The organism is Microcella alkaliphila (genome assembly GCF_004216855.1).
Lineage (GTDB): Bacteria > Actinomycetota > Actinomycetes > Actinomycetales > Microbacteriaceae > Microcella > Microcella alkaliphila.
Map to the genome: position 1 here is coordinate 23,102 of NZ_SGXT01000001.1, position 25,755 is coordinate 48,856.

General features: G+C 64.7%; 24 protein-coding genes and 2 pseudogenes. 15 read left to right on the forward strand and 11 right to left on the reverse strand.

Features of this window, described 5'->3' with window-relative positions:
- Nucleotides 1–137: 137 nt before the first annotated feature.
- Genes EV140_RS00110 through EV140_RS00125 form a run of 4 tightly spaced genes read left to right on the forward strand, consistent with a single transcriptional unit; the run spans nt 138 to nt 4,910 of the window.
- A complete protein-coding gene (locus tag EV140_RS00110; RefSeq protein ID WP_130279860.1) occupies nt 138–1,037 on the forward strand; it encodes a transketolase in 900 nt (299 codons plus the stop codon).
- Nucleotides 1,034–1,969: a transketolase family protein gene (locus EV140_RS00115; protein WP_130279862.1), complete on the forward strand. Its 936-nt coding sequence runs from the start codon at nt 1,034–1,036 to the stop codon at nt 1,967–1,969. The genes EV140_RS00110 and EV140_RS00115 overlap by 4 nt, the downstream gene beginning before the upstream one ends.
- 24 nt (nt 1,970–1,993) lie before the next feature.
- On the forward strand, nt 1,994–3,010 hold the full coding sequence (locus tag EV140_RS00120; protein WP_130279864.1) for a 1-phosphofructokinase family hexose kinase: 1,017 nt from the start codon (nt 1,994–1,996) through the stop codon (nt 3,008–3,010).
- Between the two features lie 55 nt (nt 3,011–3,065).
- Entirely contained in the window at nt 3,066–4,910 is a 1,845-nt protein-coding gene (locus tag EV140_RS00125) for a phosphoenolpyruvate carboxykinase (GTP) (RefSeq protein ID WP_130279866.1), read from the forward strand.
- 174 nt (nt 4,911–5,084) lie between these two features.
- Here EV140_RS00125 and EV140_RS00130 read toward each other — a convergent pair whose 3' ends face one another.
- Genes EV140_RS00130 through EV140_RS00140 form a run of 3 tightly spaced genes read right to left on the reverse strand, consistent with a single transcriptional unit; the run spans nt 5,085 to nt 10,120 of the window.
- Entirely contained in the window at nt 5,085–7,112 is a 2,028-nt protein-coding gene (locus EV140_RS00130; RefSeq protein ID WP_130279868.1) for a hypothetical protein, read from the reverse strand.
- The gene (locus EV140_RS00135; RefSeq protein WP_130279870.1) at nt 7,109–8,677 is read right to left on the reverse strand and encodes a glycoside hydrolase family 43 protein; all 1,569 of its coding nucleotides are present in this window, start codon (nt 8,675–8,677) and stop codon (nt 7,109–7,111) included. The genes EV140_RS00130 and EV140_RS00135 overlap by 4 nt, the downstream gene beginning before the upstream one ends.
- Nucleotides 8,678–8,680: 3 nt before the next feature.
- Nucleotides 8,681–10,120 (reverse strand): MFS transporter, encoded by a 1,440-nt coding sequence (locus EV140_RS00140; protein ID WP_130279872.1) that lies wholly within the window; start codon nt 10,118–10,120, stop codon nt 8,681–8,683.
- A gap of 130 nt (nt 10,121–10,250) precedes the next feature.
- Between EV140_RS00140 and EV140_RS00145 the strand changes: the two genes are divergently transcribed.
- Entirely contained in the window at nt 10,251–10,889 is a 639-nt protein-coding gene (locus EV140_RS00145; RefSeq protein ID WP_130279874.1) for a TetR/AcrR family transcriptional regulator, read from the forward strand.
- 80 nt (nt 10,890–10,969) lie between these two features.
- Nucleotides 10,970–11,914, forward strand: coding sequence for an alpha/beta hydrolase (locus EV140_RS00150; RefSeq protein ID WP_130279876.1), 945 nt, complete (start codon nt 10,970–10,972; stop codon nt 11,912–11,914).
- A gap of 394 nt (nt 11,915–12,308) precedes the next feature.
- On the opposite strand, the gene EV140_RS00155 is transcribed toward EV140_RS00150, so the two are convergent.
- The 3 genes and pseudogenes from EV140_RS00155 to EV140_RS00165 form a co-directional block, all read right to left on the reverse strand.
- On the reverse strand, nt 12,309–12,674 hold the full coding sequence (locus EV140_RS00155) for a DUF2255 family protein (RefSeq protein ID WP_130279878.1): 366 nt from the start codon (nt 12,672–12,674) through the stop codon (nt 12,309–12,311).
- Between the two features lie 15 nt (nt 12,675–12,689).
- A complete protein-coding gene (locus EV140_RS00160) occupies nt 12,690–13,562 on the reverse strand; it encodes an aldo/keto reductase (RefSeq protein ID WP_130279880.1) in 873 nt (290 codons plus the stop codon).
- A 42-nt stretch (nt 13,563–13,604) separates the two neighbouring features.
- Nucleotides 13,605–13,874, reverse strand: a pseudogene (locus EV140_RS00165) (aldo/keto reductase); the annotation flags it as partial.
- Between the two features lie 7 nt (nt 13,875–13,881).
- On the opposite strand from EV140_RS00165, the pseudogene EV140_RS00170 reads away from it, so the two are divergent.
- From EV140_RS00170 to EV140_RS00190, 5 genes and pseudogenes are all read left to right on the forward strand, one after another.
- Nucleotides 13,882–14,391: pseudogene (locus EV140_RS00170) on the forward strand (transposase); the annotation flags it as partial.
- A 157-nt stretch (nt 14,392–14,548) separates the two neighbouring features.
- Complete coding sequence (locus EV140_RS00175; protein ID WP_130279884.1) at nt 14,549–15,160, forward strand: hypothetical protein; 612 nt, start codon at nt 14,549–14,551, stop codon at nt 15,158–15,160.
- A gap of 525 nt (nt 15,161–15,685) precedes the next feature.
- Nucleotides 15,686–15,913, forward strand: coding sequence for a hypothetical protein (locus EV140_RS00180; RefSeq protein ID WP_130279886.1), 228 nt, complete (start codon nt 15,686–15,688; stop codon nt 15,911–15,913).
- 15 nt (nt 15,914–15,928) lie between these two features.
- Nucleotides 15,929–16,477: a hypothetical protein gene (locus EV140_RS00185; protein WP_198674301.1), complete on the forward strand. Its 549-nt coding sequence runs from the start codon at nt 15,929–15,931 to the stop codon at nt 16,475–16,477.
- Between the two features lie 205 nt (nt 16,478–16,682).
- Nucleotides 16,683–17,078 (forward strand): hypothetical protein, encoded by a 396-nt coding sequence (locus EV140_RS00190; RefSeq protein ID WP_130279890.1) that lies wholly within the window; start codon nt 16,683–16,685, stop codon nt 17,076–17,078.
- Nucleotides 17,079–17,429: 351 nt separating this feature from the next.
- Here EV140_RS00190 and EV140_RS00195 read toward each other — a convergent pair whose 3' ends face one another.
- On the reverse strand, nt 17,430–18,191 hold the full coding sequence (locus EV140_RS00195; RefSeq protein WP_130279892.1) for a GntR family transcriptional regulator: 762 nt from the start codon (nt 18,189–18,191) through the stop codon (nt 17,430–17,432).
- Between the two features lie 131 nt (nt 18,192–18,322).
- Here EV140_RS00195 and EV140_RS00200 point away from each other — a divergent pair, with 131 nt between their 5' ends.
- Complete coding sequence (locus tag EV140_RS00200; protein WP_130279894.1) at nt 18,323–19,417, forward strand: transaldolase family protein; 1,095 nt, start codon at nt 18,323–18,325, stop codon at nt 19,415–19,417.
- Nucleotides 19,414–19,839 carry an acyl-CoA thioesterase gene (locus EV140_RS00205; RefSeq protein WP_130279896.1) on the forward strand — a complete coding sequence of 142 codons (426 nt, stop codon included), beginning with the start codon at nt 19,414–19,416 and terminating at the stop codon, nt 19,837–19,839. Before EV140_RS00200 ends, EV140_RS00205 begins: the two co-directional genes overlap by 4 nt.
- 9 nt (nt 19,840–19,848) lie before the next feature.
- Here EV140_RS00205 and EV140_RS00210 read toward each other — a convergent pair whose 3' ends face one another.
- The 3 genes from EV140_RS00210 to EV140_RS00220 are packed head-to-tail and all read right to left on the reverse strand — an operon-like array spanning nt 19,849 to nt 22,842.
- On the reverse strand, nt 19,849–20,628 hold the full coding sequence (locus tag EV140_RS00210; protein WP_198674302.1) for an SDR family NAD(P)-dependent oxidoreductase: 780 nt from the start codon (nt 20,626–20,628) through the stop codon (nt 19,849–19,851).
- The gene (locus EV140_RS00215) at nt 20,625–21,638 is read right to left on the reverse strand and encodes a sugar phosphate isomerase/epimerase family protein (RefSeq protein WP_130279898.1); all 1,014 of its coding nucleotides are present in this window, start codon (nt 21,636–21,638) and stop codon (nt 20,625–20,627) included. The genes EV140_RS00210 and EV140_RS00215 overlap by 4 nt, the downstream gene beginning before the upstream one ends.
- A 13-nt stretch (nt 21,639–21,651) precedes the next feature.
- A complete protein-coding gene (locus tag EV140_RS00220) occupies nt 21,652–22,842 on the reverse strand; it encodes a Gfo/Idh/MocA family protein (RefSeq protein WP_277871075.1) in 1,191 nt (396 codons plus the stop codon).
- 239 nt (nt 22,843–23,081) lie between these two features.
- On the opposite strand from EV140_RS00220, the gene EV140_RS00225 reads away from it, so the two are divergent.
- On the forward strand, nt 23,082–23,279 hold the full coding sequence (locus EV140_RS00225) for a hypothetical protein (protein WP_130279902.1): 198 nt from the start codon (nt 23,082–23,084) through the stop codon (nt 23,277–23,279).
- A gap of 117 nt (nt 23,280–23,396) precedes the next feature.
- On the opposite strand, the gene EV140_RS00230 is transcribed toward EV140_RS00225, so the two are convergent.
- Nucleotides 23,397–24,425 (reverse strand): Gfo/Idh/MocA family protein, encoded by a 1,029-nt coding sequence (locus tag EV140_RS00230; RefSeq protein ID WP_130279904.1) that lies wholly within the window; start codon nt 24,423–24,425, stop codon nt 23,397–23,399.
- A 146-nt stretch (nt 24,426–24,571) separates the two neighbouring features.
- Between EV140_RS00230 and EV140_RS00235 the strand changes: the two genes are divergently transcribed.
- Nucleotides 24,572–25,639 (forward strand): substrate-binding domain-containing protein, encoded by a 1,068-nt coding sequence (locus EV140_RS00235; protein ID WP_157985563.1) that lies wholly within the window; start codon nt 24,572–24,574, stop codon nt 25,637–25,639.
- Nucleotides 25,640–25,755 lie beyond the last annotated feature (116 nt).

Sequence of the window (25,755 nt, forward strand, 5' to 3'; positions counted from 1 at the left end):
GCGCCTCGTTCTATGTCCACCAGACAATTCTCACCGATCGGACGCCCATTGGGCAAGAGTTAAAATATCACCTAGTAGACACCACGTTCGTTGAGTGGTAGTTTGGCTCTACTTCTTTACTTCATCCGAGGGGAATCATGACCGCTGTCGATCACCGCTCCCACGACCACGTGGAGCTGGACACACTGGCACGACGTGCCCGTTGGCACATCGTGAATACCGTCGCCACCAGCAAGGCTGGGCATATCGGCGGGCCACTGTCGGCTGCCGATCTGCTCACCGCTTTGTACTTCCGCCAGCTGCGCATCGACCCCACGAACCCGAGCAACCCGGACCGTGACCGGTTCATCCTCTCCAAGGGGCACTGCGCGATCGGTCTGTACAGCGTTCTCGCGTTGCGCGGCTATTTCCCTGAGGAGGAGCTGGCCACCTTCGACCATGGCGATTCGCGTCTGCAGGGCCACCCGGACATGCTCCTCACCCCCGGCGTCGACGCTTCCACCGGTTCGCTGGGGCAGGGGCTGTCTGCAGGTGCAGGAATGGCGCTGGCGGCGAAGCGACTCGAGAAGGACTTCCATACGTGGGTGATGGTGGGTGACGGCGAGATCGAAGAGGGCATGATCTGGGAGACCGTCATCTCTGCTCCTCGGTTCCGCCTCGACAACCTGACCCTCATCATCGATCTCAACGGCCTGCAGCAGTACGGCTGGCCTCGGGGCGAAGGCGATCGTTTCGACCGGAGCGAGCCTATGGGCCACGTCGACCTCGAAGCCGTCTTCCGCGGGTTCGGCTGGCAGACCCTCTCCATCGACGGCCACGACTGGGAGGAGATCCTCACCGCCTATGCGACCGCAAACGAGCGCCGAGGGGTGGCCGGCACGCCGACGGTCATCATCGCCAACACCGCAAAGGGCCACGGCATCTCTTTCACACGCGGTACCTACAAGTGGCACAACGGGATCGCGACGACCGAAGAACTCGAACTAGCCCACTCTGAGCTCATCGCTGAGCTCCTCCTGGAAGGAAACGACCGATGAAGGCGCAGCGCGTGGTGTGGGGCGAGACCCTCGCCGAAATCGCCTCAACCGACCCGACCTTGGTGGTCCTCGATGGCGACCTCGCCACCTCCACGCGGGCCGACATCGTCGCGGACAAGCAACCGGATGCGTTCATCGAAGTGGGCATCGCCGAACAGAACATGGTCGGCATGGCGTTCGGGATGAGCACCCTCGGGTACCGCCCATGGCTGTCCACCTTCGGAGTCTTCCTCACCCACCGCGCGATCGATCAGATCCGCATGCTCGTATCGCAAACCAAAGCGCCCGTACGTATCGCCGCTGCTTACAGCGGTCTGCTGAATGGGTCCAGCGGCAAGACGCACCAGGACATCGAAGACTTCGCCATCATGCGCGCGATGCCCAACATGACCGTGATCGCGCCTGCCGACGAATACGAGGCGGCCAGCGTGATCCGCTGGGCAGCCGAGCACCCCGGTCCCGTCTACATCCGATTCGCACGCGACGCCGTCACTCCCGTCTTCCCGGAGGACCACGTGTTCGAGGTGGCAAAACCCGTGGCCGTGCGGAACGGGTCTGATGTCACCCTCATCTCCACCGGTGTGCAGACTTCGCGCACTCTGGACGCAGCGAACATCCTGGCCGAGGCAGGGATCGAAGCGCAGGTCATACATCTGGCCACATTGAAGCCGCTCGACGATGCGGCTCTGCTTTCCCTGATCGGCAACCAGGAGAATGTCGTCACTGTCGAAGACCACAGTCGCATCGGCGGCCTCGGCGGTCTCGTCGCCGAACTTCTGTCTGAGCGCGGCGGCACGCGGCTGACTCGGATCGGGCTCGAAGACCGCTGGTCGGAGTCAGCGCCCAACGAGTTCCTGCTGGAGAAGTATGGGCTCTCGGCCGAGCGCGTCGCCGAGAGCGTGAAGGCCAGTCTCCTGATCACTGCGAGGTGAGTGGTGTCACTGGCGGTCACCACCATGAGCCCACTCGCTGAGGCGCACCCGGACAGGACGCGGGTCGTCACCCTCACGCCCGCGCCGGCGGTGGATCGCGTTTACCTTCTGGACGGCCTGCAAGCGGGGCATGTCAATCGCGCCCGACACGTCGAAGCGCATATCGCCGGCAACGGGGTCAATCTCGCCCGCGACTTGCACGCGTCCGGAAATGCTGTCTGCGCCGTCGTGCCGCTCAGCTTCGAGGCCGCCACCGACCTCACCAGTGACGAGCAGATCTTCCGAGTCGTCCCCGTTTCACACTCCATCCGAGTCAACACCGTCGTCATCGGAGCCGACGGTGTCACGACGAACATCAATCAGCCAGCGAACTCCCTGAGCCGCACCGACTGGGATGACCTCAGCCGCGCCGTCGCGGCGGCCGCGGATCATCTCCGGGCGGACTGGATCGTCGTGGGGGGGAGCGTTCCCTCTAGCCGCAGCGGCGAAGGGCTAGACCCCCTCGTGCTGGCAGAGGTCGCCCGCGCCGTCGGTGCTCGATTGTGCCTGGACTCACCGGGCTCCGTGGTGGCCGAGTGGCTCGGGCAGGGTGTGTCAGTCGATCTGATCTCTCCGAACATCCACGAGCTCGAAGAGATCGTCGGCAAGCGCATTCGAACGATGGGTGAAGCTGTTGACTCAGGATCGGCACTGGTGAGCCAAGGAATCGGTGCCGTCCTGATCAGTCTGGGACGTGATGGCGCCGTCGTCGTCACGCCTACCCGACAGATCTGGGCGCACACCTCGCCTGCACGAGTCGTCAACACGACCGGCGCAGGTGATGCCGCGCTGGCCGGCATGATCGCGCTCTGGCGCGGTGAAGACGACCAGGACGCGATAGAAGCGGCTCTCGTTCGTGCCGTGCGGTGGGGACGCGCTGCCGTGGGGCTGATCACGCCGACCATCAGCCCCGATGACATCGCACCTGACCACGTGCATCTGGGAAGTCCGCCGCGCTCAATGACTCTGCTGCAGGACTTGCCTTCCCTGCCGCCTCGATAAGTATGAGCATGTCTATGAGGCGCCGTCGCCGACGAAACCAAGAGAGAGTCAAACCATGAGCGCACCGGAGTGGATCCGCCATCGTGGACTTGTGGCCTGGGTGGAAGAGATGGCTGAGCTGTGCACACCGACGAACGTCCAGTGGTGCGACGGGTCGGATGCCGAGTACGACGCTCTGTGCGAGCAGCTCGTCGAGGAGGGCACATTCATCAGGCTGAATTCCGAGAAGCGGCCGCGCAGCTACCTTGCGCGTAGCGACGCGAGCGATGTCGCACGAGTGGAGGAGCGCACATTTATCTGCGCGCGCAGCGAAGAGGATGCCGGTCCGACCAACAACTGGATGGACCCGAGGGTGATGATGCGGATTCTTCGTGGCCTCTTCGCCGGATCAATGGCCGGCCGGACGATGTACGTGATCCCCTTCAGCATGGGTCCGCTCGGCTCTCCCATCGCTCAGCTGGGCGTGCAGATCACCGATTCACCGTACGCCGTCGTCAGTATGAAGATCATGACGCGCATGGGTCGTGCAGCAGCGGAGCAGCTCGGCGAAGACGGCGAGTTCGTGCCCTGCATGCACAGCGTCGGAGCGCCGCTGAGCGACGGCGAGCCGGATGTCGCCTGGCCCTGCAACCCGACCGAGAAGTACATCGTGCACTTCCCCGAGACGCGCGAGATCTGGTCGTACGGTTCCGGCTACGGTGGCAACGCGCTACTGGGGAAGAAGTGCCTCGCGCTGCGCATCGCCTCCACAATGGCACGCGACGATGGCTGGCTCGCCGAACACATGCTCATCCTCGGGGTGACGGACCCACAGGGTGAGAAGACTTATGTCGCGGCCGCGTTCCCGAGCGCGTGCGGCAAGACGAACTTCGCGATGCTGGTGCCACCTGCGAACTTCGCCGATCAGGGGTGGAAGGTCACCACGGTCGGCGACGACATCGCGTGGATCAAGCCCGGGGAGGACGGCACTCTGATGGCGATCAACCCGGAGGCGGGGTACTTCGGCGTCGCACCGGGGACTTCGTATGCGACGAATCCGAACGGGATGGAGTCGATCCGCTCCGACACGATCTTCACGAATGTCGCCCTGACGGACGACGGCGATGTGTGGTGGGAGGGGATGGACGGCCCGAAGCCGGCGCACGCGATCGACTGGCAAGGAAACGACTGGACGCCCGAGTCGGGGATCAAGGCAGCCCACCCGAACTCGCGGTTCACCTCGCCGGCGCGGTTGAATCCGGCGCTGGATGAGTCGTGGGACGACCCGCAGGGAGTGCCGATCCGGGCATTCGTGTTCGGCGGCCGTCGCGCTGGCACCATCCCCCTCGTCGCTCAGAGCTTCAACTGGGCATTCGGCGTCTACATGGCCGCGACGATGGGCTCGGAGACCACGGCCGCCGCGTTCGGTGAGCAGGGCGTGGTGCGCCGCGATCCGTTCGCGATGCTCCCGTTCTCGGGATACCACATGGGCGATTACATCAACCATTGGCTCGGATTAGGTCGGAACGTGCGCAACGCTCCCCGCATCTTCCAGGTCAACTGGTTTCGGCGCGACGAGGAGGGCAACTTCCTCTGGCCCGGGTTCGGCGACAACATGCGCGTCCTGGAATGGATTGTGGCCCGCTCGCGCGGCCGCGCGCTCGCGATTGAGAGTCCGATCGGCTGGGTCCCGCGCTACGAGGACCTCACGTGGGACGGCATCGACTTCTCTGAGGAGGACTTCTTCGCCTGCATGGCGATCAACCGCCGCGACTGGACTTCCGAGCTCCTAGACGTCGAAGAGCTCTTCATGAAGCTCTACAACCGCTTGCCGAAGGAGATGGAGATGATCCGTTCCCTGACCACGAGCGCACTGTGGCGCTCGCCGAAGCAGTGGGAGATGAACACCGACCCGACCTGATCGCTGGAAGGAATCATACGGCGTCGGCCTTTAGCCCGAACGGACGCGCGCAGCACCGAACTAAGGAGCCCATCAGCCCGCTGGGCGCCCGTGCCGAGGTGGTGACTGCTGCTTCGACTCCGGCACCCAGCATGAATGGGCCTCCGCACGGCGGACGGGCGATCCGGATTCACCTCACGCTGTGACAATCACGCGCGCCCGTGCGAGGTTCTGCACTCGCGCGAGTTCGACCGCCACATCACCGTCGACCTGCGCCGTGACCTGCGCGGTGACGAAGTAGGTTCCAGGTGTGTCGAATGCCTGCGCGTGCTCGAGCACGATCCGGCCGGCGGGTGCGATGTCCAGCGATTCACCCAGCGAGCCGGTGCCGGCGAAGTCAGCCATCGCCTCGATGATGACCCCATTGCCCGGCGCCTCAGCATCGACGCGCACGGTCACCGCCTGGCCGATGCCCACCGTGGTGGCCGCCGCGCCGTCGACGGTGACACGCACGACCGGCTGAACGCCCCCGCGATCATGCGCGCTGTCGGGCACGACGATCTGTCCGTCTTCGACCGAGTATGCGGTCGTGGGGGAGGGTTCGATGCCGTCTTCGACCCAGGCGGCCAGTTGACGGAGGGCGGCCTCGAGCGCACCGAGGTACGTGACCGTGCGGTCGGGGGACTCCTGCGGGTCGTCATCGCCGTGGAGCGCGTTGTCGATGAACCACAGTCGGAACCGCTCGTCGGCGGAATCCCCGAGGTGCTCCTCGACGCTCGCGCGATACCAGTCCGCCTGCCAGGGGAACGCCTCGCGATCGAGGAGACACGAGACCACGATCATCTTTCCGGTGATCTGCCCGGTCGGGACCGTGCCGGCCGCGCCCTGCGTGAACATCGGGCCGAGCAGCATCGGGCGCTGCGGATACCGCGGAGTTCCATCGGCTTCACGGAATTGGTCCCAGACGGCATACTCCCCGCCGGGCACCTGGTGCCGGTGGTAGGTCTGCGCGGCCAGGAAGCCCGAGTTGTCGAGGGTGACCTCGTCGCCGGGGGCGATCGCAGTGACCAGGGCTTCCTGACCCGGCTCGATCGAGACGGTGGCCCCCTCGACCCCCGACAGCTGCAGCACAACCCCGGCCGCAGCACCGGTCCGGACGATGAGCTGAGCGCCCAGCATCCATCCCGACGGTACGTCGGCGAGCCGGAGCGCGGTGGCAACTGGTCCCGCGGACGCGGTGTGCAGATAGGACTCGTCTACACCTCCCACGACGAGGTCTTCGCCGGCCCCGCCGGAGCCTGCGACGAGTGCGGCGATCGCCGTGTCGAGCTGGACGCGGTCGCGGTGCACCGACGCGTCGGGATCCGCGCCGAGGTAGCCCTCGACGCTCCAGAAGTCCTCAGCGAACGTCGGGTCCGCCGCCATGACGCCCGGGTACAGGACGCTGAACGCGTGCATCCCCATCGTCTTCCACCCGAACCACGAGCGCGGGGGGAACCCCATCCGCGTGACTTCTTCGAGAGCCGCTGCTTCCTCGGGGCTGAGATCGAGGGATGCCGGATCCCCGCCGGCATCGTACGCGTCGACGATCTCTTCGAAGCGGTCGCGCAGGATCCGCTGCGCATGCATTCGCACGCTGAACACGTTCGGGATCGACATCGGGCTGCCCGGGACGTACGGGACGAACCCGTCCCAGATGCCGTCGGTGTTCTCCGACGCGCCGATCGTGCGGTACGCGCCGCCGCTGCCACCGTACAGGTAGCCGAACGCGCGGTGCTCGCCATAGATCGTCGAGGCGACGACACGCGAGAAGCGTGCAGCAGCCGCGTTGGCCCGATACGCGCCGATGCTCGGGTCCAGCCCCGCGAACGGATTCGCCGCGTTCGGTCCCCCACCGTTGGTCTCGACGAAGTACCCGCCGCTGCCCACCGCGAATGCGATCTTGTTGTGCTGGCCGGTGACGAGCGGGGCGAGGTTCTCGCTCTGCGGCACGGGAGTGACGTGCTGGAAGAACCGCCCCGCGTAGGCCTCCGCGACCGGGAAGTACAGGGAGAACAGCGTCTCGGTGTCGGCGAAGCCGCCGTGCACGTAGCGGTGTCGCACCGGGGCGTCGCGCCACTCGTCGATGTCGACGAACGGCCCCCCGAAGTACTGGTCCGCCGGGTCGGCAGCCCATTCCGCATGGACGAGGGATATCTGGTCGGTCGTGGTCTGGGTGTTCATCGGTGCGTGGTCTCTCTGATCGGGCGGGTCGATGGGGCGGGTGCGACGGCGTCGTTTCCGCGATAGGCGAAGTCGAGGAAGCGCACGCTCCCCGACTCGGCGAAAGGGCCGACGACGCGCCCGGTGAACGACGCAGCGGTCTCTGCCGACCAGAATCGTCCGTCCCACTCCGCGAGCACGATCGTGGCGCCGTCGGCGCCGGTCGCCTCGAGCGTGATCAGGTCGCCGCCTGCGCCGTCGTTGGGCATGAGGCGGTGGGGTCGCCGGGTGGTGAGGCGCAGCTCGACGTCGTCGCCCACGACCGTGTGCGACGTCGATTGGCGGATGCCGGGAAGCGCTGCCGTCGCGGTCACCACGAGGTGGCCTTCTGCTCCGCGACGTGCGGTGGCGGTCAGGTGGAAGCGTTCGTCGTAGCGCAGACCGAGCCCTCCGGCACCGTCGCACGGTCGGACGAGGATCGCCGTTTCGCTGTCGATGTGTCGTTGGCGGCGGCCGATGAAGATCGGGCGTGCAGCGTCCAGGCCGGCGCCTATGCCGGTCAGGACGAGCGTGCCGTCCTCGATGGCGGCGACATCCGCGGGCAGTCGTCCTACCGCGAGCCATCCGGGGTCGGCGAGGTCGGTGGGGTCGCCCAGAGCGAACGCCTCGGTGAAGTCTTCGGCGCGGCCGGCCAGGTCGACCGGCGCGACGAGGGGCCAGCCGTCCACCCATTCCACCGTGGTTGCGAAGGTCTCCCGTCCCAGGGGGGAGAAGCTGAGGCCGGTCCCGAGCGGTCGCACGCCGAGCGCGACGATCAGATCGGTGCCGTCGGGTCCTTCGATGAGGTCGGCGTGGCCGGTGTTCTGCACGGGTCGTGAGGTGCCGGTGGCCCGCAGGATGGGGTTGGCCGGTCCGGAGGTGAATGGCCCCTCGATGGACGGGCCGCGCGCGATGCTGGCCGCGTGGCCGCGCTCCGTGCCTCCCTCGGCGATGAGCAGGTACCAGTATTCGCCGCGGCGGTAGAGATGCGGTGCCTCGGGGAACTGCAGTCCGGTCCCGGACCACAGCGACCGCGGTTCTTCCAGAGCCTGACCGGTGGCGAGGTCGACACGGACCTGCTCGATGCCGTCGTGCCGCCCGGGCTGGTCGCCTCGCATCCGGTACGCCGAGTAGGTGACGTAGGCGTTGCCGTCTTCGTCCCAGGCCAGGTCGGGGTCGATGCCGTCCACGGCGGGGATGTCGACGCCGTCGCTCCAGGGTCCGGCCGGGTCGTCCGCCGCGAACACGACGCAGCCGCGAGCACTCATTCCCATCGCCACGATCACGTAGAACGTCCCGTCGCGGTAACGGATCGTCGGCGCCCACGCTCCCATCCCCGAAACGCTGTCGGCGATTCCGCTCTGCGCAACGCGGTCGAGGACGTTGCCGATGTGCTGCCACGTCGAGAAGTCCTCGCTGCGGTAGATCGGCAGCCCGGGCAGGTACTCGAAGGAGGAGGTGACGAGGTAGTACGCGTCGTCGACTCGCACGCACGACGGGTCGGGGTTGAAACCCGGTATCAGCGGGTTGGGCAGGACGGACGGCATGGTCTACTTGACGCCCTTGAGGGGGAAGATCGCGACGGCGCCGAGGAACACGAGCACGCCGGCCGTGATCCAGATGCCGACGTAACCACCGGTCACCGCGACGACGGCGCCGGCGAGGATCGGACCGAGCGCCTGCCCGAGGTTCGAGCCGAGGCCGGCGACGCCGAGGTCGCGGCCGGCGGCCCTCTTGTCGGGGAGCACGTCGATGAAGAGCGCCTGATCGACCGGCAGGTAGATGCCGAACGCGATGCCGCCGACGATCGCCTGCAGGAACAGGCCGGGGACGGTGGGCCACACGATCGGAATGATCATGGAGGCGGCCATCAGCAGAGACGCGACGATCACGAAGATGCGGCGCTTGCCGAGCTTGTCGGACAGCTTGCCCGCGATGAAGACGGCGATGATCGTGACGGGCACGCCGGTCAGCAGCAGGAGCGGCGCGAGCTGGGTCGCCTCGATCTGGCTGAGTGCCGGGCGCACGTAGCTCTGCAGCATGTAGAGGCTGAGAGCGGTCGACACGGTGTAGCCGAAGGTCAGCAGGATGCGGGCTACCCACACCCACCGGTAGTTGCGGTTGCGCAGCGCGATCGTGAAGCCGACGAAGAACGCCTTCCAGTTGAACTTCGCGACCACGAGGTCTTTGGATGAGCGGTCGCGTGCGATCAGAACGAACATCACCCCGGCGAAGGCGACGAACGCCGCGAGGATGAAGTAGAAGTCCAAGCCGATCGTCGCGAACAGGGCACCGGCGGCGAGACCGCCCAGGAGGCCGCCGAAGAAGTTGCCGAAGCCGCCGAGAGCCGAGGCAGTGCCGCGCCGGTTCTCCGGCATCCGGTCGGCGACGGTCGTCATGAGCGGTCCGACGGCCGAGTTGAGCACGGCCTGCGTGAGCATGAACACGATCGCCAGCAGCGCGATGGTCGGCGCGAACCGCATTAGCGAGAGCAGCAGCGCTCCGGCGAGGGTGCCGAACAGGATCCAGGGTGCGCGGCGGCCCCACCGCGTGCGGGTGCGGTCGGCGAACACGCCGACGATCGGCTGGATCAGCATGGTCAGCACGACGCCGATCGACGTGATGATCGCGAGCGACTGGGCGCGGGCGGCGTTGAACCCGCTGAGCAGCTCGAGCTGGCGCGCCTGCTCGGCCGTGGCGCTGGCGGTGCCGGCATCGATCGATTGCTGCAGGAGGGTGAGCTGCTGCAGATCGATCCCTGCGTCCGCGCCGGTGAACCATCCGCCGAACTCGATGAGCTGCACCTGATTGGGAAGCAGGATGCCGAGCACGGCGCCCCACACGGCGGTGATCGCGATCGTGAGGATCGTGTACCAGGTGAGGTAACGCCGCGACGACGGCCCCTTCACCCAGATCGGCGAAGTGCCGGGTTCCGTCGACTCGACGAACACGTCCTTCGGCTTCGGCTCGAATGTCTTGGTGCCGCTCATGCGATTCCCATCGTCTGTGATGTCCGACGCTCAGGAAACGGCTGTGTCACACCTGGAGCATGTCGGGTGAAAGAAGCATGGCATGCACTTTTCGTGCGCGCAAGTCCAAATGCGCATACTATGCATGTTTATGGGTGCCGCACGTGGTGAGAGAGGTCCGTACGCGAAGGGGATCGCCAAGCGCGCCGAAATCCTTGACGCCGCGCTCGAGGTAATCGTCCGCGAGGGTTACAGCGGCGCGACCGTGAAGCGGCTCGCCGACGCGGTCGGCCTGAGCCAGAACGGACTGCTGCGCTACTTCGGCTCCAAGGACGCGCTGTTCGCCGAGATCCTGCGTCGGCGGGACGAGTTGGCGAACGACGAGGTCGACATCACGGATCCGGACTTCGCTGAGACCCTGGTCGATCGGCTGCTGCAGGCCGTCGATGAACAGGTCGCTTCGCCCGGCATGGCCCAGCTCTCCCTGCGCGTGACGGGCGAGGCGACCGAGCCCGATCACCTCGCCCATGACTTCATCCGAGAGCGCTACGCCAGCATCCGGAAGGTCGTCGAAGACGCGATCCTCGCGCTCCAGCAGACCGGCCGAATGGATGCCGACATCGACCCGGCCGCGGTGGCCGCTCTCGTGTACGCGAGCTGGGACGGTCTGCAGATCCAGTGGATGTACGACGACACGATCGACGTGCGCGCGCGCATGACCTACCTCGTGCGCGCGCTCGGAATAGAGGCCATGGCGAGCCGCGCTGCATTCGACTCGAAGGTCTCATAGACCGAAGCTCGACTGCGCGAACACGGCGACGTGTGTACTACCGTCCTTGGTGGCGGCGATCGCCGATCAAAGGAGATCCGATGACAGGCGAGACCGTTACCCCACCCCCGGGGCCTGCCCACCTCAGTGACACAGCTCGGGCGGCGATCGAGCAACCGATCATTCGTGCGCCCTTCCCGGCACTCCATGACCGAGCGGGCTGGGAGGAGCACGTGCGAGGTGTGAACGGGTTCCTCGGCTCAGTCCTGCCGAACATGGAGCTTCCGCTGAGCTCTGAGCTCCAGCATCCCGGCGGAGTCCCGACGTATGTAATCACCCCTCACAATGCTTTTGACCAGCACGCGGTCTACCTCGACATCCACGGCGGGGCGCTGCTCTATGGTGCCGGCGACCTGACGCGCGTGATCGGCGAGCTCGGCGCAATGGGCACCGGAATCGTGCACTGGGCGGTCGATTACCGGATGCCGCCGGAGCACCCGTATCCTGCGGGTCTCGACGACCTCGTCGCTGTGTACCGTGCCCTTCTGGGCTCAAGAGAACCATCGCAGATCGTGGTCGGCGGGGGCTCCGCGGGCGGCAACCTCGCGGCCGCGTTGATGCTCCGCATCAAGGCGGCGGGCCTCCCGATGCCCGCTGCCTTGGTGCTACTCACCCCGGAAGTCGATTTGACCGAATCTGGCGACACGTTCACGACCTTGGCAGACGTCAGCGTCGGACTGCAGAGCCTGCGCGACGTGAACATCCTCTATGCGAACGGGCACGACCTGGAGGACGCGTACCTGTCGCCGCTGTTCGGCGACGTCACCGGCTTCCCTCCCACCTTGCTCATCTCGGGAACCCGCGATCTCTTCCTCTCGAACACTGTCCGCATGCACCGCGCGCTGCGGGAAGCCGGAGTCATCGCCGACCTGCACGTCATCGACGCACGCCCGCATGTCGGATTCATGAACGCGCCCGAGGAGCAAGCCGTGAATGCTGAGGTGCGCAGCTTCGTGCGTAGACACGTCGGCCTCGACGCGACCTAACCGGTAGCCGAGGGCGGACCACGACATCGGCGCGGTGGCCAGCAACGGCAGGCGCTTCGTCTCGTTCCGGCAGTCCGGCCGGTCACGCCCGAACTGATGATCCAACGGTGGGACGTCCAGGCGCATGGCTACGAAGGGGGCAACCGTTGCGCGGCAGCCGCTCGCCGCCTGTCCTCCCTAGCTGCCGACTCTGCCTCCCGATCGCCGAAGTAGCCACCCGCAAGGATCTCGGCTGCGCGGTGAAGAGTCTCGGGGAAAGCGGGGTCAGATTCACTGAGCTCGGCGAGCAGTCTCGTCTCCAGTGGGCGCATCTCTCACCTATGCGTTGATGGCTTCGTCGAATACGCTTCGGGTGCCAAGGTGTTGCTCGCTCGAGGATGGTCCTTCCGGGGGGTCATCGGGGGTCGACGCGCAGCGTGGTCTGCCGTGCGAGCGCGCTGGTGATCGAGCGGGAGGGCGCGCCTCGGCCGTACTTGGCGAAGTAGGCGTCGTCGATCTCGGTGTCGTGGGTGTGGTCGAGGGTGAAGACCACCGGGCGGCTGGTGCCGGCATCGTGGAGGAAGCCTTCGAAGTGGTGGGCGACGCCCCGGTACCACTGCCCCTCGGGTCCTTTCACGGATCGCAGGTACAGGTTCCCGTCGACGACGACGTGCCACACGATCGTGAGGGTGCTCGATGAGCCGTCAGCGCGTCGCCCGGCGACCCGCACCTCGGAGGCGCGGTCGAGCTCGGCGAGCTCGGTGGGAGTCCATGCGGTCATGGTCGTCTCCGTTCGTCAGGCTTCGGGGATCTCGCGGCCGAAGGTCTCGAGCGTGATGTCCGCGGGTTCGGGGCCGCGGCGGATACCGGTGTCCAGTGCGTCGATCGCGGCGAGTTCGTCGGCGGTGAGTTCGAAGTCGAAGACGTCGAAGTTCTCGCGGATCCGGTCCGGGCGCACCGACTTCGGGATCGCGGAGCGGCCCTGCTGCAGGTGCCAGCGGAGCATCACCTGCGCGGGGGTCCTGCCACGGGCCGCCCCGATCGTCGTGATGGTCGGGTCCTGGAGGGCGTTCGCGCCGCCGTCCCGGTAGGCGGTGATACCGCCGATCGGGGACCAGGCCTGGGTGAGCACGCCGGCGGCGGCATCCGCGTCCTGCACCGCGCGCTGCGCGAAGTACGGGTGCACCTCGACCTGGTTGACGGCGGGCACGATGCTGGTCTGGTCGAGGAGCGCGGCGAGGTGGTCGGGCATGAGGTTACTGACCCCGATCGCCCGCACCCGGCCGTCTGCGAGAAGGGTCTCGAGGGCGTTGTACGCACCGCGGGTGAGGTCGAACCGGGACGGCAGCGCCTGGTGCAGCAGAAGCAGGTCGATCCGCTCGACGCCGAGCTTGCCGGCGCTCTTGTCGAACGCGTGGAGGGTCTTGTCGTATCCGTAGTCGCTGATCCATACCTTCGTCTCGATGAACACTTCGTCCCGTGTGAGGCCCGAGCGGCGGATCCCTTCGCCGACCTCGCGTTCGTTGCCGTACGCGGCGGCGGTGTCGATGAGCCGGTATCCGGTCTCCAGTGCGGCTTGGACAGCCGCGACTGTCTCGTCGGGCGGGGTCTGGAACACCCCGAACCCGAGCGCGGGCATCCGGATGTCGTTGTTGAGCGTGAGTTGCATTCTTCTGGCCTCCAGGCAGTAGGTGATGTTTGCGGTCGCCGGCTACCGGCCGACCATTCCCATGCCGGCGTCGTCGTACCGGTTCCCGGCCACCCCGAGCCGGTCGACCAGGCTGTTCAGGTCGGCGATGTCGTCTGCGGACAGCCCGACGGTGGTGGCTGCGGCGTTCTCGTCGATCCGCTCCCGCCGACGGGTCCCCGGGATCGGGACGACGTACGGGCGTTGGGCGAGAAGCCACGCCAGCGCGACCTGTGCGGGGGATGCGCCGCGCGTGGCGGCGAGGGCGGTGACGTGGTCGATGAGGGCCTGGTTCTCGATCGCCGCGATCGAGACCGTGTTCCACGGCTCGTCCTGGCAGCGATGCCGGGTCCACTTCATGCGCAACGTGTTGGCGAACGTGCCCAAGACTGCAGGCCCCATGGTTGCCTCGATTATCCGCACGATCTTCGCCCAACCCGACGCCGAGCACGTGAACACCCAGTTCGACGAAGTCACGCGCATGCTCACCCGCTCCCACCCCAAGATCGCCGACATGCTCGAGACCGCGCGCGAGGACCTGCTCGCCTTCACCGGGTTCCCGACCGCGCACTGGCGGCAGATCTGGTCCACCAATCCGCTGGAGCGGGTCAACAAAGAGATCAAACGCCGCACCGATGTCGTGGGCACCTTCCCGAACCCTGCCGCGCTACTGCGCCTGGCCGGGCACGTGTTGATCGAGCAACACGACGAATGGGACGGCGCCGACCGCCGCTACTTCAGCGAACACTCCATGAAACTCCTCAACGCGACAGAACAGGAGGTGGCAATCCCGGAACTGAACGCGGCATAATCACCAAAAGCTGATCCCGCACGGTGTTGAGAAACTCCACCACTCAAAGGGACGTCACCCTATCCGTTCGTCAGTCCCCACGGGCATGGGGTGTCGTACTGCTGTCCTATGCTCAACTCAATGGCAAGGTCTGCCACAAAGTGTCGGAGGAGTTCTCATGCGGGTATCCGTTCGTACCGCTGTCGTTTCGGTCGTCTTCTGCATGGTCGCCGTTCTTGGTGGGTGCTCTGGCGTCGAGAGTGAAAGCCCGGAGCCGGGCGCCTCGTCGACGCCGGGCGCCATTGAGGTCGAGGAGCAAATCTTCACTGTCGACGTGACGCTCGCCCGTTCACTGCTGGATCCGGCGCGCTCGCTGACCGACGAGGAAATCATCTCCGGCGCGGCGGATAACGGGATCTCGGCGGCCGTCGCGGGAGACGAGGTCGTCTACACGTTGACGAAGGCGCAGCGCGACGAGATGCTGACGCAGATGCGGTCTTCTGCTCAGGAAGCCATTGACGAGATGGTTGCCGATGACTCGAACTCGGTCACGGGTGTCGACTTCAACGAAGAGATGACTTCGTTCGAGGTGTCTGTGGATGGCGCTCGGTTTGCGCCGCTGGAGGGCCTTCTTGTCCTCGGGTTCTATGTGCAGGGTGCCTTATACCAGCAGTTCGATGGCGTGCCAGTAGATGAGGTCGACGTCTTGGTGGAGTTCGTGGACGACACGACGGGCGAGGTGCTTGAGACGGGGTCGTACCAGGAAATGCGGACAAACTTAGGGCAGTAGGGGACTGACTTTTGCCGGTCGATGGCAACCCCTGGATGAACTTCAGACGGCTGCAAACAGGAATGCCGCACGGAGAGGTGACATCTGAGATGTCTTGAACGCGCGGGCGTCTCGTAAGGAAGTCGCCGTACCCAAGGAGCCTGCCAAGCGCATGTGGGACGGTGGGCTCCCGAGCATTGCACCGGAGATCACGCCGGCCGGGGTCAGAACTTGGCTCGGTTCGCTCGGATCAGTGTTTTCCGTGCTTGAGGCAAGTTTTTCGACTTTGCGGGCGTGTCAGCCGAAAGTGCCGCACACATGCATTTCATGGACCCTTCAAACGCCGCGCGAGCGCGGAACACTACATTTCACCCACGTGTGGCAGCAGGCGTACCAACAGGGGGTGAGTTCACCGCGCGGGATCGGGCAGAAGACGCCCTCGCGCTCTCCAGTGCGGAGCAGGTCCCTGCCCACACTCCTATGGACCCAGAAGCTGCGCTGCGGTTCGCCGAGCAGTTGGTGGCGAGCAAGACTGCTCGCTTTCGCATGTCCGACGAGTCGATCCGAGACGACATCGCGCAGGACGCGGTCCTGTCTGCCCTCACCTCGGTGTCCAACAACCGTGCCGAAGGACTTACCGAGGGACTGATCGCTAGCGCCGTCAGGCGTGCCATGTCTGCTGCGATCTCCGAGCAAGGTGGCGCGCGCTGGCCCGAAGGTGTCAAGGCGCTTCGGATGCTGGATGAACAGGTGGAGGCGTTCGCCCGCGAGTAGGGTCGAGAACCGACCATGCGCGAGCGCAACGAACTCGCGCTTCAGATTCGAGACAACTGGCCCGACCCGCGACACCGACCACACAACGCCTACCAGGCTCGAGTCATCCAGGAGGCCCGTCATCAGTCTCGGGACGCCCACCTGGAAACGGGCGGTGTCGACCCGGCGGAACTTATCGACGACGGTGAAGACCTTCGGCACTTGATCGAGATGGTGGAGGACGGGTCTGTCACCAAGGAGGTGGTCCGGCTGCGACTGTGGAACGCCGTCGCCAGGCAGGAAGGAGTGCCGCTCATCAACCGTCGACTGCCGGCCGGCACCGACGCCACGAAGAACATCCGCGCGGTCTCCGCAGCAGGCGGGCCGCTCGCGATCGCACGACGCTTCGTCCTGACCGAGGAGCTCACGCCGGAAGTCGAAGCGTTGCTCTACCCGTTCCACATTCGCCTAAGCAGGGACGCGCTCGACATCGCTCGGCTGCTCGTCTCGCGAGGCTCCGCTGGCGAGGTGTTGTGGCAGGCCGCGACCTTCGCCGCCGCTGACCGTTCGATGATGAGTCGGTAAGACCCTGCTCGTACTCCATCGTGTGTCCAGATCACGCGCCGAAGCGACTCACGCGTGACACACGGACTGTCCTCGCAGTGGTCTCGCGCTGCCCTCGGAAGGTCGAGGTGGGTTTCGCCGCGTTTAGAGGTTGACGGCAACTCGACCGTCGTCTCGGCCCGCCTCGCAAGCGATTCGGGTCATCCAACGGAAGGTGATACCTCTCATGACTCAGAACTTCGACCCCCGCAACGACCAGGCCGGCCTGCCGTCTCTCGGGGCTGCCATCGCGATCCTGATCGACCGCGACCCGCTGGCGTTGCAGCACCAGGCGTGGCTGCACCTGGCGGCCGACCGGTTCGAGCACGTGCACAAGTTCGGCGACTTGGGCGACACCGTCCCGCCGGAGGAGAGGGCCTCGGTCTACGCGCCGTTGCTGGTGGCCGCGTGCGGCGGCGTGCTGCCGACGATCTCGCAGTACGCCGCACACATCGCGCTTCACGTCGGAGGCCCGACCCAGGACTCGATCGACATGGTCCTGGAGCAGGAGCCGGCCGTCATGCGCGCCTACTGGCACGTCCTGCCTCCGAGGGCTATCGCTGACCAGATTCAGTTCCTCTAGGGGAGTCCGCCGAGCCCTGCGCCTGTCCGCAATCGGTAGCGACGGAACACTGATTGCGGACACGAGTTCTGCAACGACCTGAACCCCGAGTTCTCGCGGGTCTTCGTGGGCTCTCTGAAAGTGTCCGAAAACCTTCGATTTTGAGACGGAGACGGAGACGGAGCTGACCGCGGTCGGTGGGTGAATTCGCCCTCGGCTCAACTCGGGGCAATTCAAAGTGACGGGCAATGCTCTCGACGAACGTCCCCAGCCCCACGCGCGGTGCTTTCGACGCTGCCGTAGCGCGGGTACCAATGCATTCCCGGATCCATCGGGAAAGGGGAACTCACTCCGCGGTGCCGCTGGCCCCTACTACTTGTCGACGAGGGTTATCTCAAACGTGTAGAGATCAGGTGAGTAGCAGTGCTGTCCGTGTTCGACGGCGCGGCCGGAACTGTCGAAAGCGGTTCGCTTCATTGTTAGCACGGCGGCATTCCGGGGGAGTGATAGGAGCTCGGACTCGGACATGGTCGCGCTGCGGGCGCCAATCTGTTGCTTCGCGATCTTCATCGTGGTTCCGCGCGTTCGCAAGAGTTGGTACAGCCCGCGGTTGGCGAGTTCGTCTTTCGTGAAGTCCGCGAACTCGCTTGGCAAGGTGTTGTCCAGGACCGCCAGCGGGACTCCGTCTGCGTAGCGAACCCGAGTGACGTGAAGGACTCGATCCCCCACTGCCACTCCTAGGGCGTTGGCTATCGTCTCGTCGGCAGTGCCAATCTCGTGCCGGACGACAGTTGTTGTGGGGTTTTGACCGGTTTGGCTCAAGTCTTCGTAGAGACTCGTCAATTCCACATTGCGGGTGACTTGCCCGTGGACTACTTGGGTGCCGATGCCGCGACGCCTTACCAAGAGGCCCTTGTCGACCAACTCTTGGATCGCTCGGCGCACCGTCGGGCGAGAAAAGCCGAATCGCTGTCCAACGGAGACTTCGTTCTCCAGCCGAGCACCCGCCGGCAGCGTTTGGTCTCGGATGGCGCGCTCAAGACGAGTGCTGATCTGGTGGTACAGCGGCATGGGGCTGGACCGGTCCAACTCAAGAAAGAAGTCTGCAGGCAGCACTGTCTCTGGTTGAACCATAAGCCGCTCCTGTCACACCATTGCGTTGTCAGAACAATCTAACACGGACCATTCATGTAAACCCTTTCGACACGTCGCCTCATGGGCTAATATCAGAATGTCCTGACAAAGTTGTTCGCTGGAGGCTCACCATGATTTCTCACGTTGTCGAAGAGGCCGAATCAGAGCTTCCGCTCAAGCACGCGGCGAGACGCTTCCCGACCGTGTTGTGGAACGATTCGGCTGATCCAGTCGAGCTTGCATCGTCGATTGAGTTCGGCGCAGTCGGTGCGACGTGCAACCCCGTGATCGCCGTGGCTGCAGTCAAAGCTCATTTGGACGTGTGGAGGCCCCGAATCCACGAGCTCGCGGCCCTGCACCCGTCGGCAACGGAGTCAGAACTGGGTTGGCTTGTTGTCGAGGAGCTATCGGTTCAAGCCGCTCGCCTGCTCGAGCCAGCGTTCAGGGCCAGTGGGGGCAGGGACGGACGACTGTCCCTGCAGACGGACCCCCGGCTGCACCGAAACGCTGCGGCCCTCGTCGCGCAGGCGGTCCGTTTCGCTGCGCTGGCGGACAACATCATCGTGAAGATCCCGGCGACGTCGGTGGGACTCGTAGCTATCGAGGAGGCGACCTATCGGGGCGTCAGCATCAACGTGACTGTCTCCTTCACTGTCGCGCAGGCGGTCGCGGCTGGCGAGGCCATCGAGCGGGGGCTTAGGCGTCGGGCTGACGATGGGTTACCGGAGCGCGAGTTCGGTTCCGTTGTCACGATCATGGGTGGTCGATTGGATGACTGGCTGAAGAGCTGGGCGCTCAAGAATCGCGTCTTGATCGATCCCGGCTACTTCGAGTGGGCAGGAGTCGCAGCACTCAAGCGCGCCTACGAGGTGTTCACCGAAAGGGGATACCGCTCGCGGGTGCTTTCCGCGGCCTTCCGCAACCACATGCAGTGGTCCGAGCTCCAAGGCGGAGACCTCGTGGTCTCACCCCCGTTCGACTGGCAGGCCCGCATCAATGAAAACCGCATCGAGGCAGAGGACCGCATCGGCGTGCCCGTCGATCCGGAGATTCTGAACACGCTCCTCGCGAAAGTGCCGGAGTTCCGACGCGCGTATGAGATCGACGGGATGACACCTGAAGAGTTCGACACTTTCGGCGCGACCGTGAAAACCCTTCGCCAGTTCCTCGAGGCCGACGAGCAGCTGGACTCGCTCGTACGGGACGTCCTACTGCCGACCGCATGAGCACATCCCAGGATGATGTCGCGTTTCGCTCGCGACGATGGGTGCGCCCAGAGGACCTGAACGCGCACGGTACGCTCTTCGGGGGCAGCCTCCTTCGCTGGATTGATGAGGAGGCGGCGATCTACGCGATCATCCAACTCGGCAACCCTCGCGCCGTGACCAAATACATGTCCGAAATCGATTTCGCCAGTACTGCAGCGCAAGGCGACCTGGTTGAGATTGGGATCCGCGCCACATCATTCGGCACCACATCGCTGACCATGCGGGCGGAAGTTCGCAACATGATCACGCGCGCGCGCATCCTCACCATCGAAAAGATCGTGTTCGTCAGCGTGGACTCCGAGGGAAATCCCCTACCTCACGGGTATCGCGACATCACCTACGACCGCGACAGATTGCCCGAGGGGAAGCAGACAACCTAGCGATGTCACTCACGAAGGTGCAGGGGTCCCGCACGACGCGGATGTGCCACCGTCGACGGGGATGATAGCTCCAGTGATGTAGCCGGCGTCAGGACTCGCAACGAAGAGCGCGACGCGCGCGATGTCTTCGGCGAGAGCGACTCGACCTAGTGCGATCCGGTTTAGAAGTCGGCCGGTGAAGGCGACATCATCGAGTCGGGACCTGGTGAGTCTGGACACCGTGAACCCGGGAGCAATGGCGTTCACTCGCACTCCTGATGCCCCCAGATCCAACGCCAGACCCTGGACCAAGACATTGACCGCTGCCTTCGTGGCGCCGTACGCAAACATTCCCCATTCGCCACGGAGCCCCGCGACCGAAGAGACGGCGAGGAAGTTCCCCCGGGTATCTCGAAGATGTGGGGCGGCGGCGCGAGCAAGAGCAATCACGGCGTCGACATTGATGGATCGCAGGCGATGCCACGCTTCATCGTCGAATGTGTCAATGGCACTTGGTTCGCTCGTGCCAGCGCTGGCAATGACGACATCTAGCTTGCCGAAGTGTTGAACTGTAGATGCGACTGCTGCTTCCGTCGCTCCAAGCACCGTGAGGTCGGCGCTGATAGCGAGGGCCCGGTCGTCAGGGTATCCGCGCACCGCGTCGTCAAGCGACGTTGACGTTCGACCAACGACAGCCACGCTCGCGCCCTGTTCGAGAAACGCACGAGCGATCGCCAAACCGATGCCCGAACCGGCGCCCGTGACCAATGCGACTTTGCCCGCGTAGGGGTAAGTCGCCCAGGCGATCACGCGGCTTGCGAGTCTTCGAGAGCTGCGTTCGCCGCCAGAAGAACTTCTGCCGCCACTGCGATGCCCTCGAGCCGTCCCAACTCGACATCTTCGTGCTCGATGTTGACCATCATGTCGGGATCAACCTCATGGAGTGCGCGGAGGAATTCCGTCCAGTACTCCACGTCATGGCCCTTGCCAAGCGCGACGAAGTCCCATGCGGCGTTCTTCGGCCACTCGTTCGCCCACTCATCGCCGCCGAGGTTGGTGCGCGGCTCATCTGCTGGAATGCGGCGGAAACTGTTGTCGAGCACGCCGTTGAGCGCGGCCCACTCTCGGTTCACTCGTACGTCTTTCGCGGCAGCGTGGAACACTAGAGAGCCGAGGTGGCGAACGACCGTCACTGGGTCCATCTGCTGCCAAAACAGGTGCGAGGCGTCGAGCTCCACTCCCACGTTCGTCGCACCGGTGAGTTCGATGAGCTTGTGAACGTCGGCGGAGTTGAACACGAGATTTTGCGGGTGAAGCTCAAGAGCTACCTTCACGTCATGGTCACGGGCCAGGCGGTCAGTCTCTCGCCAGAAGTCTGCGGCGATCTCCCACTGATAATCGAGCACATCCAGCGCGGCAGAGTTCCACGCGTTGACGACCCAGTTTGTTCTTGTTGACCCAGGTTCGCCGCCAGGGAGGCCAGACATCGTTACCACCCGATGTTGGCCCAGTCTTTGGGCCAACCGAATCGCTCGTCGTACGTCTTCAGCGTGCTTGTCCCCGATGACGCGGGTGGGGTGCAGGGGATTTCCGTTGCAGTTGAGTCCAGCAATCTCGACTCCCGTGCCGTCGAAGATCTCCAGAAAGTCGTCGCGAGCAGCATCGCTCACCAGGATGTCGTCGAAAGTGGGTATGTGCGTGGCGGGAAGGAATCCGCCAGTGTTGAGTTCGATGCCGGTGAGGCCGACTTCGGCAATCGCCTCCAAAGCAGCGGGGAGGGGCCGGTCGTGCAAGATCGCGTTGTACAGTCCGAGTCGCATGAGCGGTTCCCCCCTAATCGTCGAGACGCACGACAGCGCCGCCGAGTCGCTCAGACTCGGCCACCGCTGCGAGCAGTTCCATGTTGTGGACGCCTTCGGCAAATCCGGCGTTACGAGGCAGAGAGATCGACTCGTCTAGCCCCGCGACTTCTTCCAGGAACGCCCGTGCCTGAAAAAGGAAGCCTTCGTTCTGACCAAATCCGACTCCGGCGACATCTATGGGCATACCGCCGGCGACGTACGGGTGGGGATTGCCCAACGGGATACGACGGTAACCCTGTTGAGCCGGATCTCCTTCAGTGAGGAACAGTTCAATCTCCGCCGGGCGCGTTTGATTGAACTTCGCTGCTCCTCGCTCCGCGAAAACCTCAATCTGGAGGTCGTTGGCGTGACCAACCGCGACGCGAGACACCTCGATGGTCCCGGCAGCACCGCTGTCAAACGCTAGCGAAAAGGTGGCGTAGTCGTCGTTGTCGACGGTGTCATAGTCGTCCGAGACCTCTGCATGTCCGTGGCCGGACACCACCCCCACGGGCTTCGGGCGCTGAGGGATCACCGTGGCGAATCGGCCACCGCCTACTTCGGTGACGGTACCGGCCAGAAACTCTGCGAGGTAGCTTGCGTGGCTGCCGACATCTGCGAGTGCGCCAGAGCCCGAGGGGCCTTTGAAACGCCAGCTGATCGCAGATTTCGGGTCTGCCGCGTAGTCGGTCCAGTAGCGAATGCTGACGTGAAGGACCTTCCCGAGTTGTCCGGTCTGAATGAGATCCCGGATGTAGGCGATCCCCGGCGACCGTCGAAATGTTAGGCCGATTCGCGCGACCGTCGATGCGGAGTCGGCGGCCGACGCCATCGCACGAGCAGATTCGAGCGTGTCCGACAGAGGCTTCTCGCACAGTACGTGCTTGCCAGCGGAAAGAAGCCCCTCCACGATCTCGCGGTGCAGGTGGTTCGCGACAACCACGCTGACGACATCGATGTCATCAGCTGCGGCGATGGCCTGCCATGTCGTGTCGTGTCGGGAATAGCCGAATCGCTTCGCGGCGGCCTGCCCCGCTGGCTCGTAGGCATCAGCGATGGAGACAAGGCGAACTGACGGCAGAACGCTTTCGTACAGTGCAGGTGCGTTCCGATAGGCCGCGGCGTGCGCCTTACCGGCCATTCCTGCACCAATGACGGCAACGCCGATACTTGAAGTGGCCAACGCAGTCCTCCTGGACGAAACGGTCCGGCCTTCACAGCGCCGGCGCAGTGGGGAACCCTTAATCAGGGCCCCGATACTCGAACGATATAGTTGTCCGAATGTCCTGTCAATGTTTCCCGAGCCCTGGATCGTATCGGAGGGGGCGGAGACCCGAGTGAACCCTTCTCCCATTGCAGTTGGAACAGTCCAACGAGGGTGGCGCTGACGGCCAATGGGAATCGCCGCGCTAAACCCCCATTGTGATCGCCGGCACCCGCGAGAGCGTGCCGGCGGGGATTGATGCAGTGGCCAACGACAATGAGCAGGGGGCGCGTCTGGCGACGGAGCCGGCGGCCTTTGACGCAGCGTTGATTTTGTTGGTGCAGCCACAGGATGTCACTGCCCTCTTCGGTGTGGGTGACGTGATGGCGAGCGGCCCGCTGGTTGCAGCCCCGTAGTGGGGGCCCGTCGTCCCTCGGCAGTTGTCCGTTGTCGGCTACGACAACCTGTCGCTCGCGCGGACATGGCTAATCGATCTCACGACAGTGGACGACGGCTGTACCGTCGCTGGCGGGTTAAAGGGCTACGGTCCGATGTTCAGCTGCACTTAGACGGGCCGCATCGAGCACCTCGAGGACAGCGACGCCCTCGCGAGCTGGCACCGGCCCTGTTCCTCCGCTTTTCACCGCCGCCGCGAAGGCATCGTAGTACGCGGCATAGTCTCCCTGGAGGGACGGTACGACACGGCACTCGGACGCTGTGGACAAAACTCCCCATCGGGCTTTGTCTTCGTAGCCCCACGTCGCGCGCTGTCCTGCGGGTCGCAACCCGGCCCGCAGCGCCTCGAACTGTACGTCGGTGAAATCTGAACGGTAGGAACCGCACCGGCCGTGAACTCGCAACTCACGAGAACTCAGGTAGTTGAGCTTGCTCGAGGAAACGTGCGAGTGTGCGCCACACTCATGTTCGATCGAGATAACGAACCCGCTGTCAGCAGACCCGGCATCAGTCTTCGCCCAGTCGAGTTGGGCAGACACGAATCGGGCGGGGCCCAAGAGGTAGAGCGCTTGGTCGACGACATGGCTGCCGAGATCGCGCAGCAGTCCGCCCTCGTGCCCTCCGTCGAACGTACCTGGGTCGTCCTGGTCGCAACGCAGGTCCAGCCGGGTGATGTCGCCGAGCTTGCCGGAGTCGATCACAGCCCGCGCCGTGACAATGTCGCTGTCGAATCGGCGGTTATGGAACACGTTTAGCAAGAGCTTCGCGCGGTCCGATGCATCCACGAGTTCACGACCCAAAGTCGCCGATGGCGCGAACGGCTTGTCTGCGACGACGTGAGCTCCTCGAGCGAGTGCCTCCAGCACGAGCTCGTGGCGAGTGGCGGCGGGGGTGGAGATCACCACCGCATCAACGCCCGCGTCGATCAAGTCGCCGAGCGACGCGTGCAAAGGGACACCAGGGTTGTCGGCCTGCGCGGCCCGCACGCGTTCCGGTGCGCGGGTCACGATGCCGACGAGGTCACACTCCGTGGATGCGTGGATGTATGGAGCGTGGAACATCTGCCCCCCGAGGCCATAGCCGACGAGGCCGATACGTATTGCCATGAGATCTCCTTGGCGCGGACTTTGGTAACGATGAGGTCACAGTACGATCAAACTATTGTTAGTATGTGCGGACATAGTCAACCATGTGTCTAGATCAATGCCGATCCCCGCCACTTGTGCGGCTCAACAATGAAGGGAGTCGCGGGATGACGTCCACGCTGCTCGACACTGAGAAAGCCAGAACGAAGCGCCAGTTCGCGTCCGCCACGGCCCTGGTCGCCACGGCGATCACGGGTCTTGTGCTCGCAGGTTGCGCGACCGCAGACCCTGCGGCTGAACCAACTAACACCAGCGGTGGTGGCGACGCCACCGCATCCGACATCAACGTCGTCATCATGGGCGGTGCGCCCGATGATCCCTTCTGGTCCACGGTAAAGCGGGGCGCCGAGTCGGCAGCGAAGGCGGTTGAGGCTGCCGGAGGAACGGTGACGTTCGTCTCGATGCCCAACTACGACAACTTCAATGCTGACGCAGCGAAGCTTGTGGGAAACATGGCCGCCATGGATCCCAGCGCCGTGATCGTTCCCAACTGGTCCCCTGAGGCTCAGAACGAAAACATCACTTCCATTTCGAGCGCTGGAATCCCCGTTGTTATCTACAATTCGGGGTTCACCACTGTCGAAGAAGTAGGTGCGGAGATCTACATCGGGTCCGACGACACGATCGCAGGTGTGGCTGGCGGCGAAGCCTTTGCCGAAAGTGGCGCCACGAACGTTGTGTGTGTAAACACACTCCCGGGCACCACCAACTCGGAAGCCCGTTGTGCTGGTGTCATCGAGGGCGCCAAGTCCGGCGGCGCAGAAGCCAGCTCGCTGAACTTGCCCAGCTCGCAGTTCGGCGACCCGTCAGCTGTCACCCAGGCAATCAAGGGTGCCCTCCTCAACGACCCCTCCATTGACGCCATCATCACCATTGGCACTACCGACGCGGACAGCGCTGCCGGGGCTATCGAGCAGGCAGGGGCTGCAGGCAAAGTGCTGCTCGGCACCTTCGATGTCTCGACGGCGTCGCTTGATCGGATCAAGGCGGGTTCGCAGTTGTTCTCCATTGACCAGCAGCCTTTCGCTCAGGGCTACTACGCGGTGTCTCACGCCTTCCAGCTCGCGGCGTACGGCATCTACCTTCCGCAGAGCCCGCTCCTCACCGGACCGGCGCTCATCACGGCTGACAACGTCGACCTTGCCATTCTTGGAGCCGAACTCGGCGTTCGATGACTGTGTGGGGTGCCGGCGTATCCCGGCACCCCACCCGTCGCACTCTTGAGTGCACGCCCACAAAGAGAGGGAAGATCTGATGAGTTCCACCGCTACCACCGGCTCGACTGCGCAGG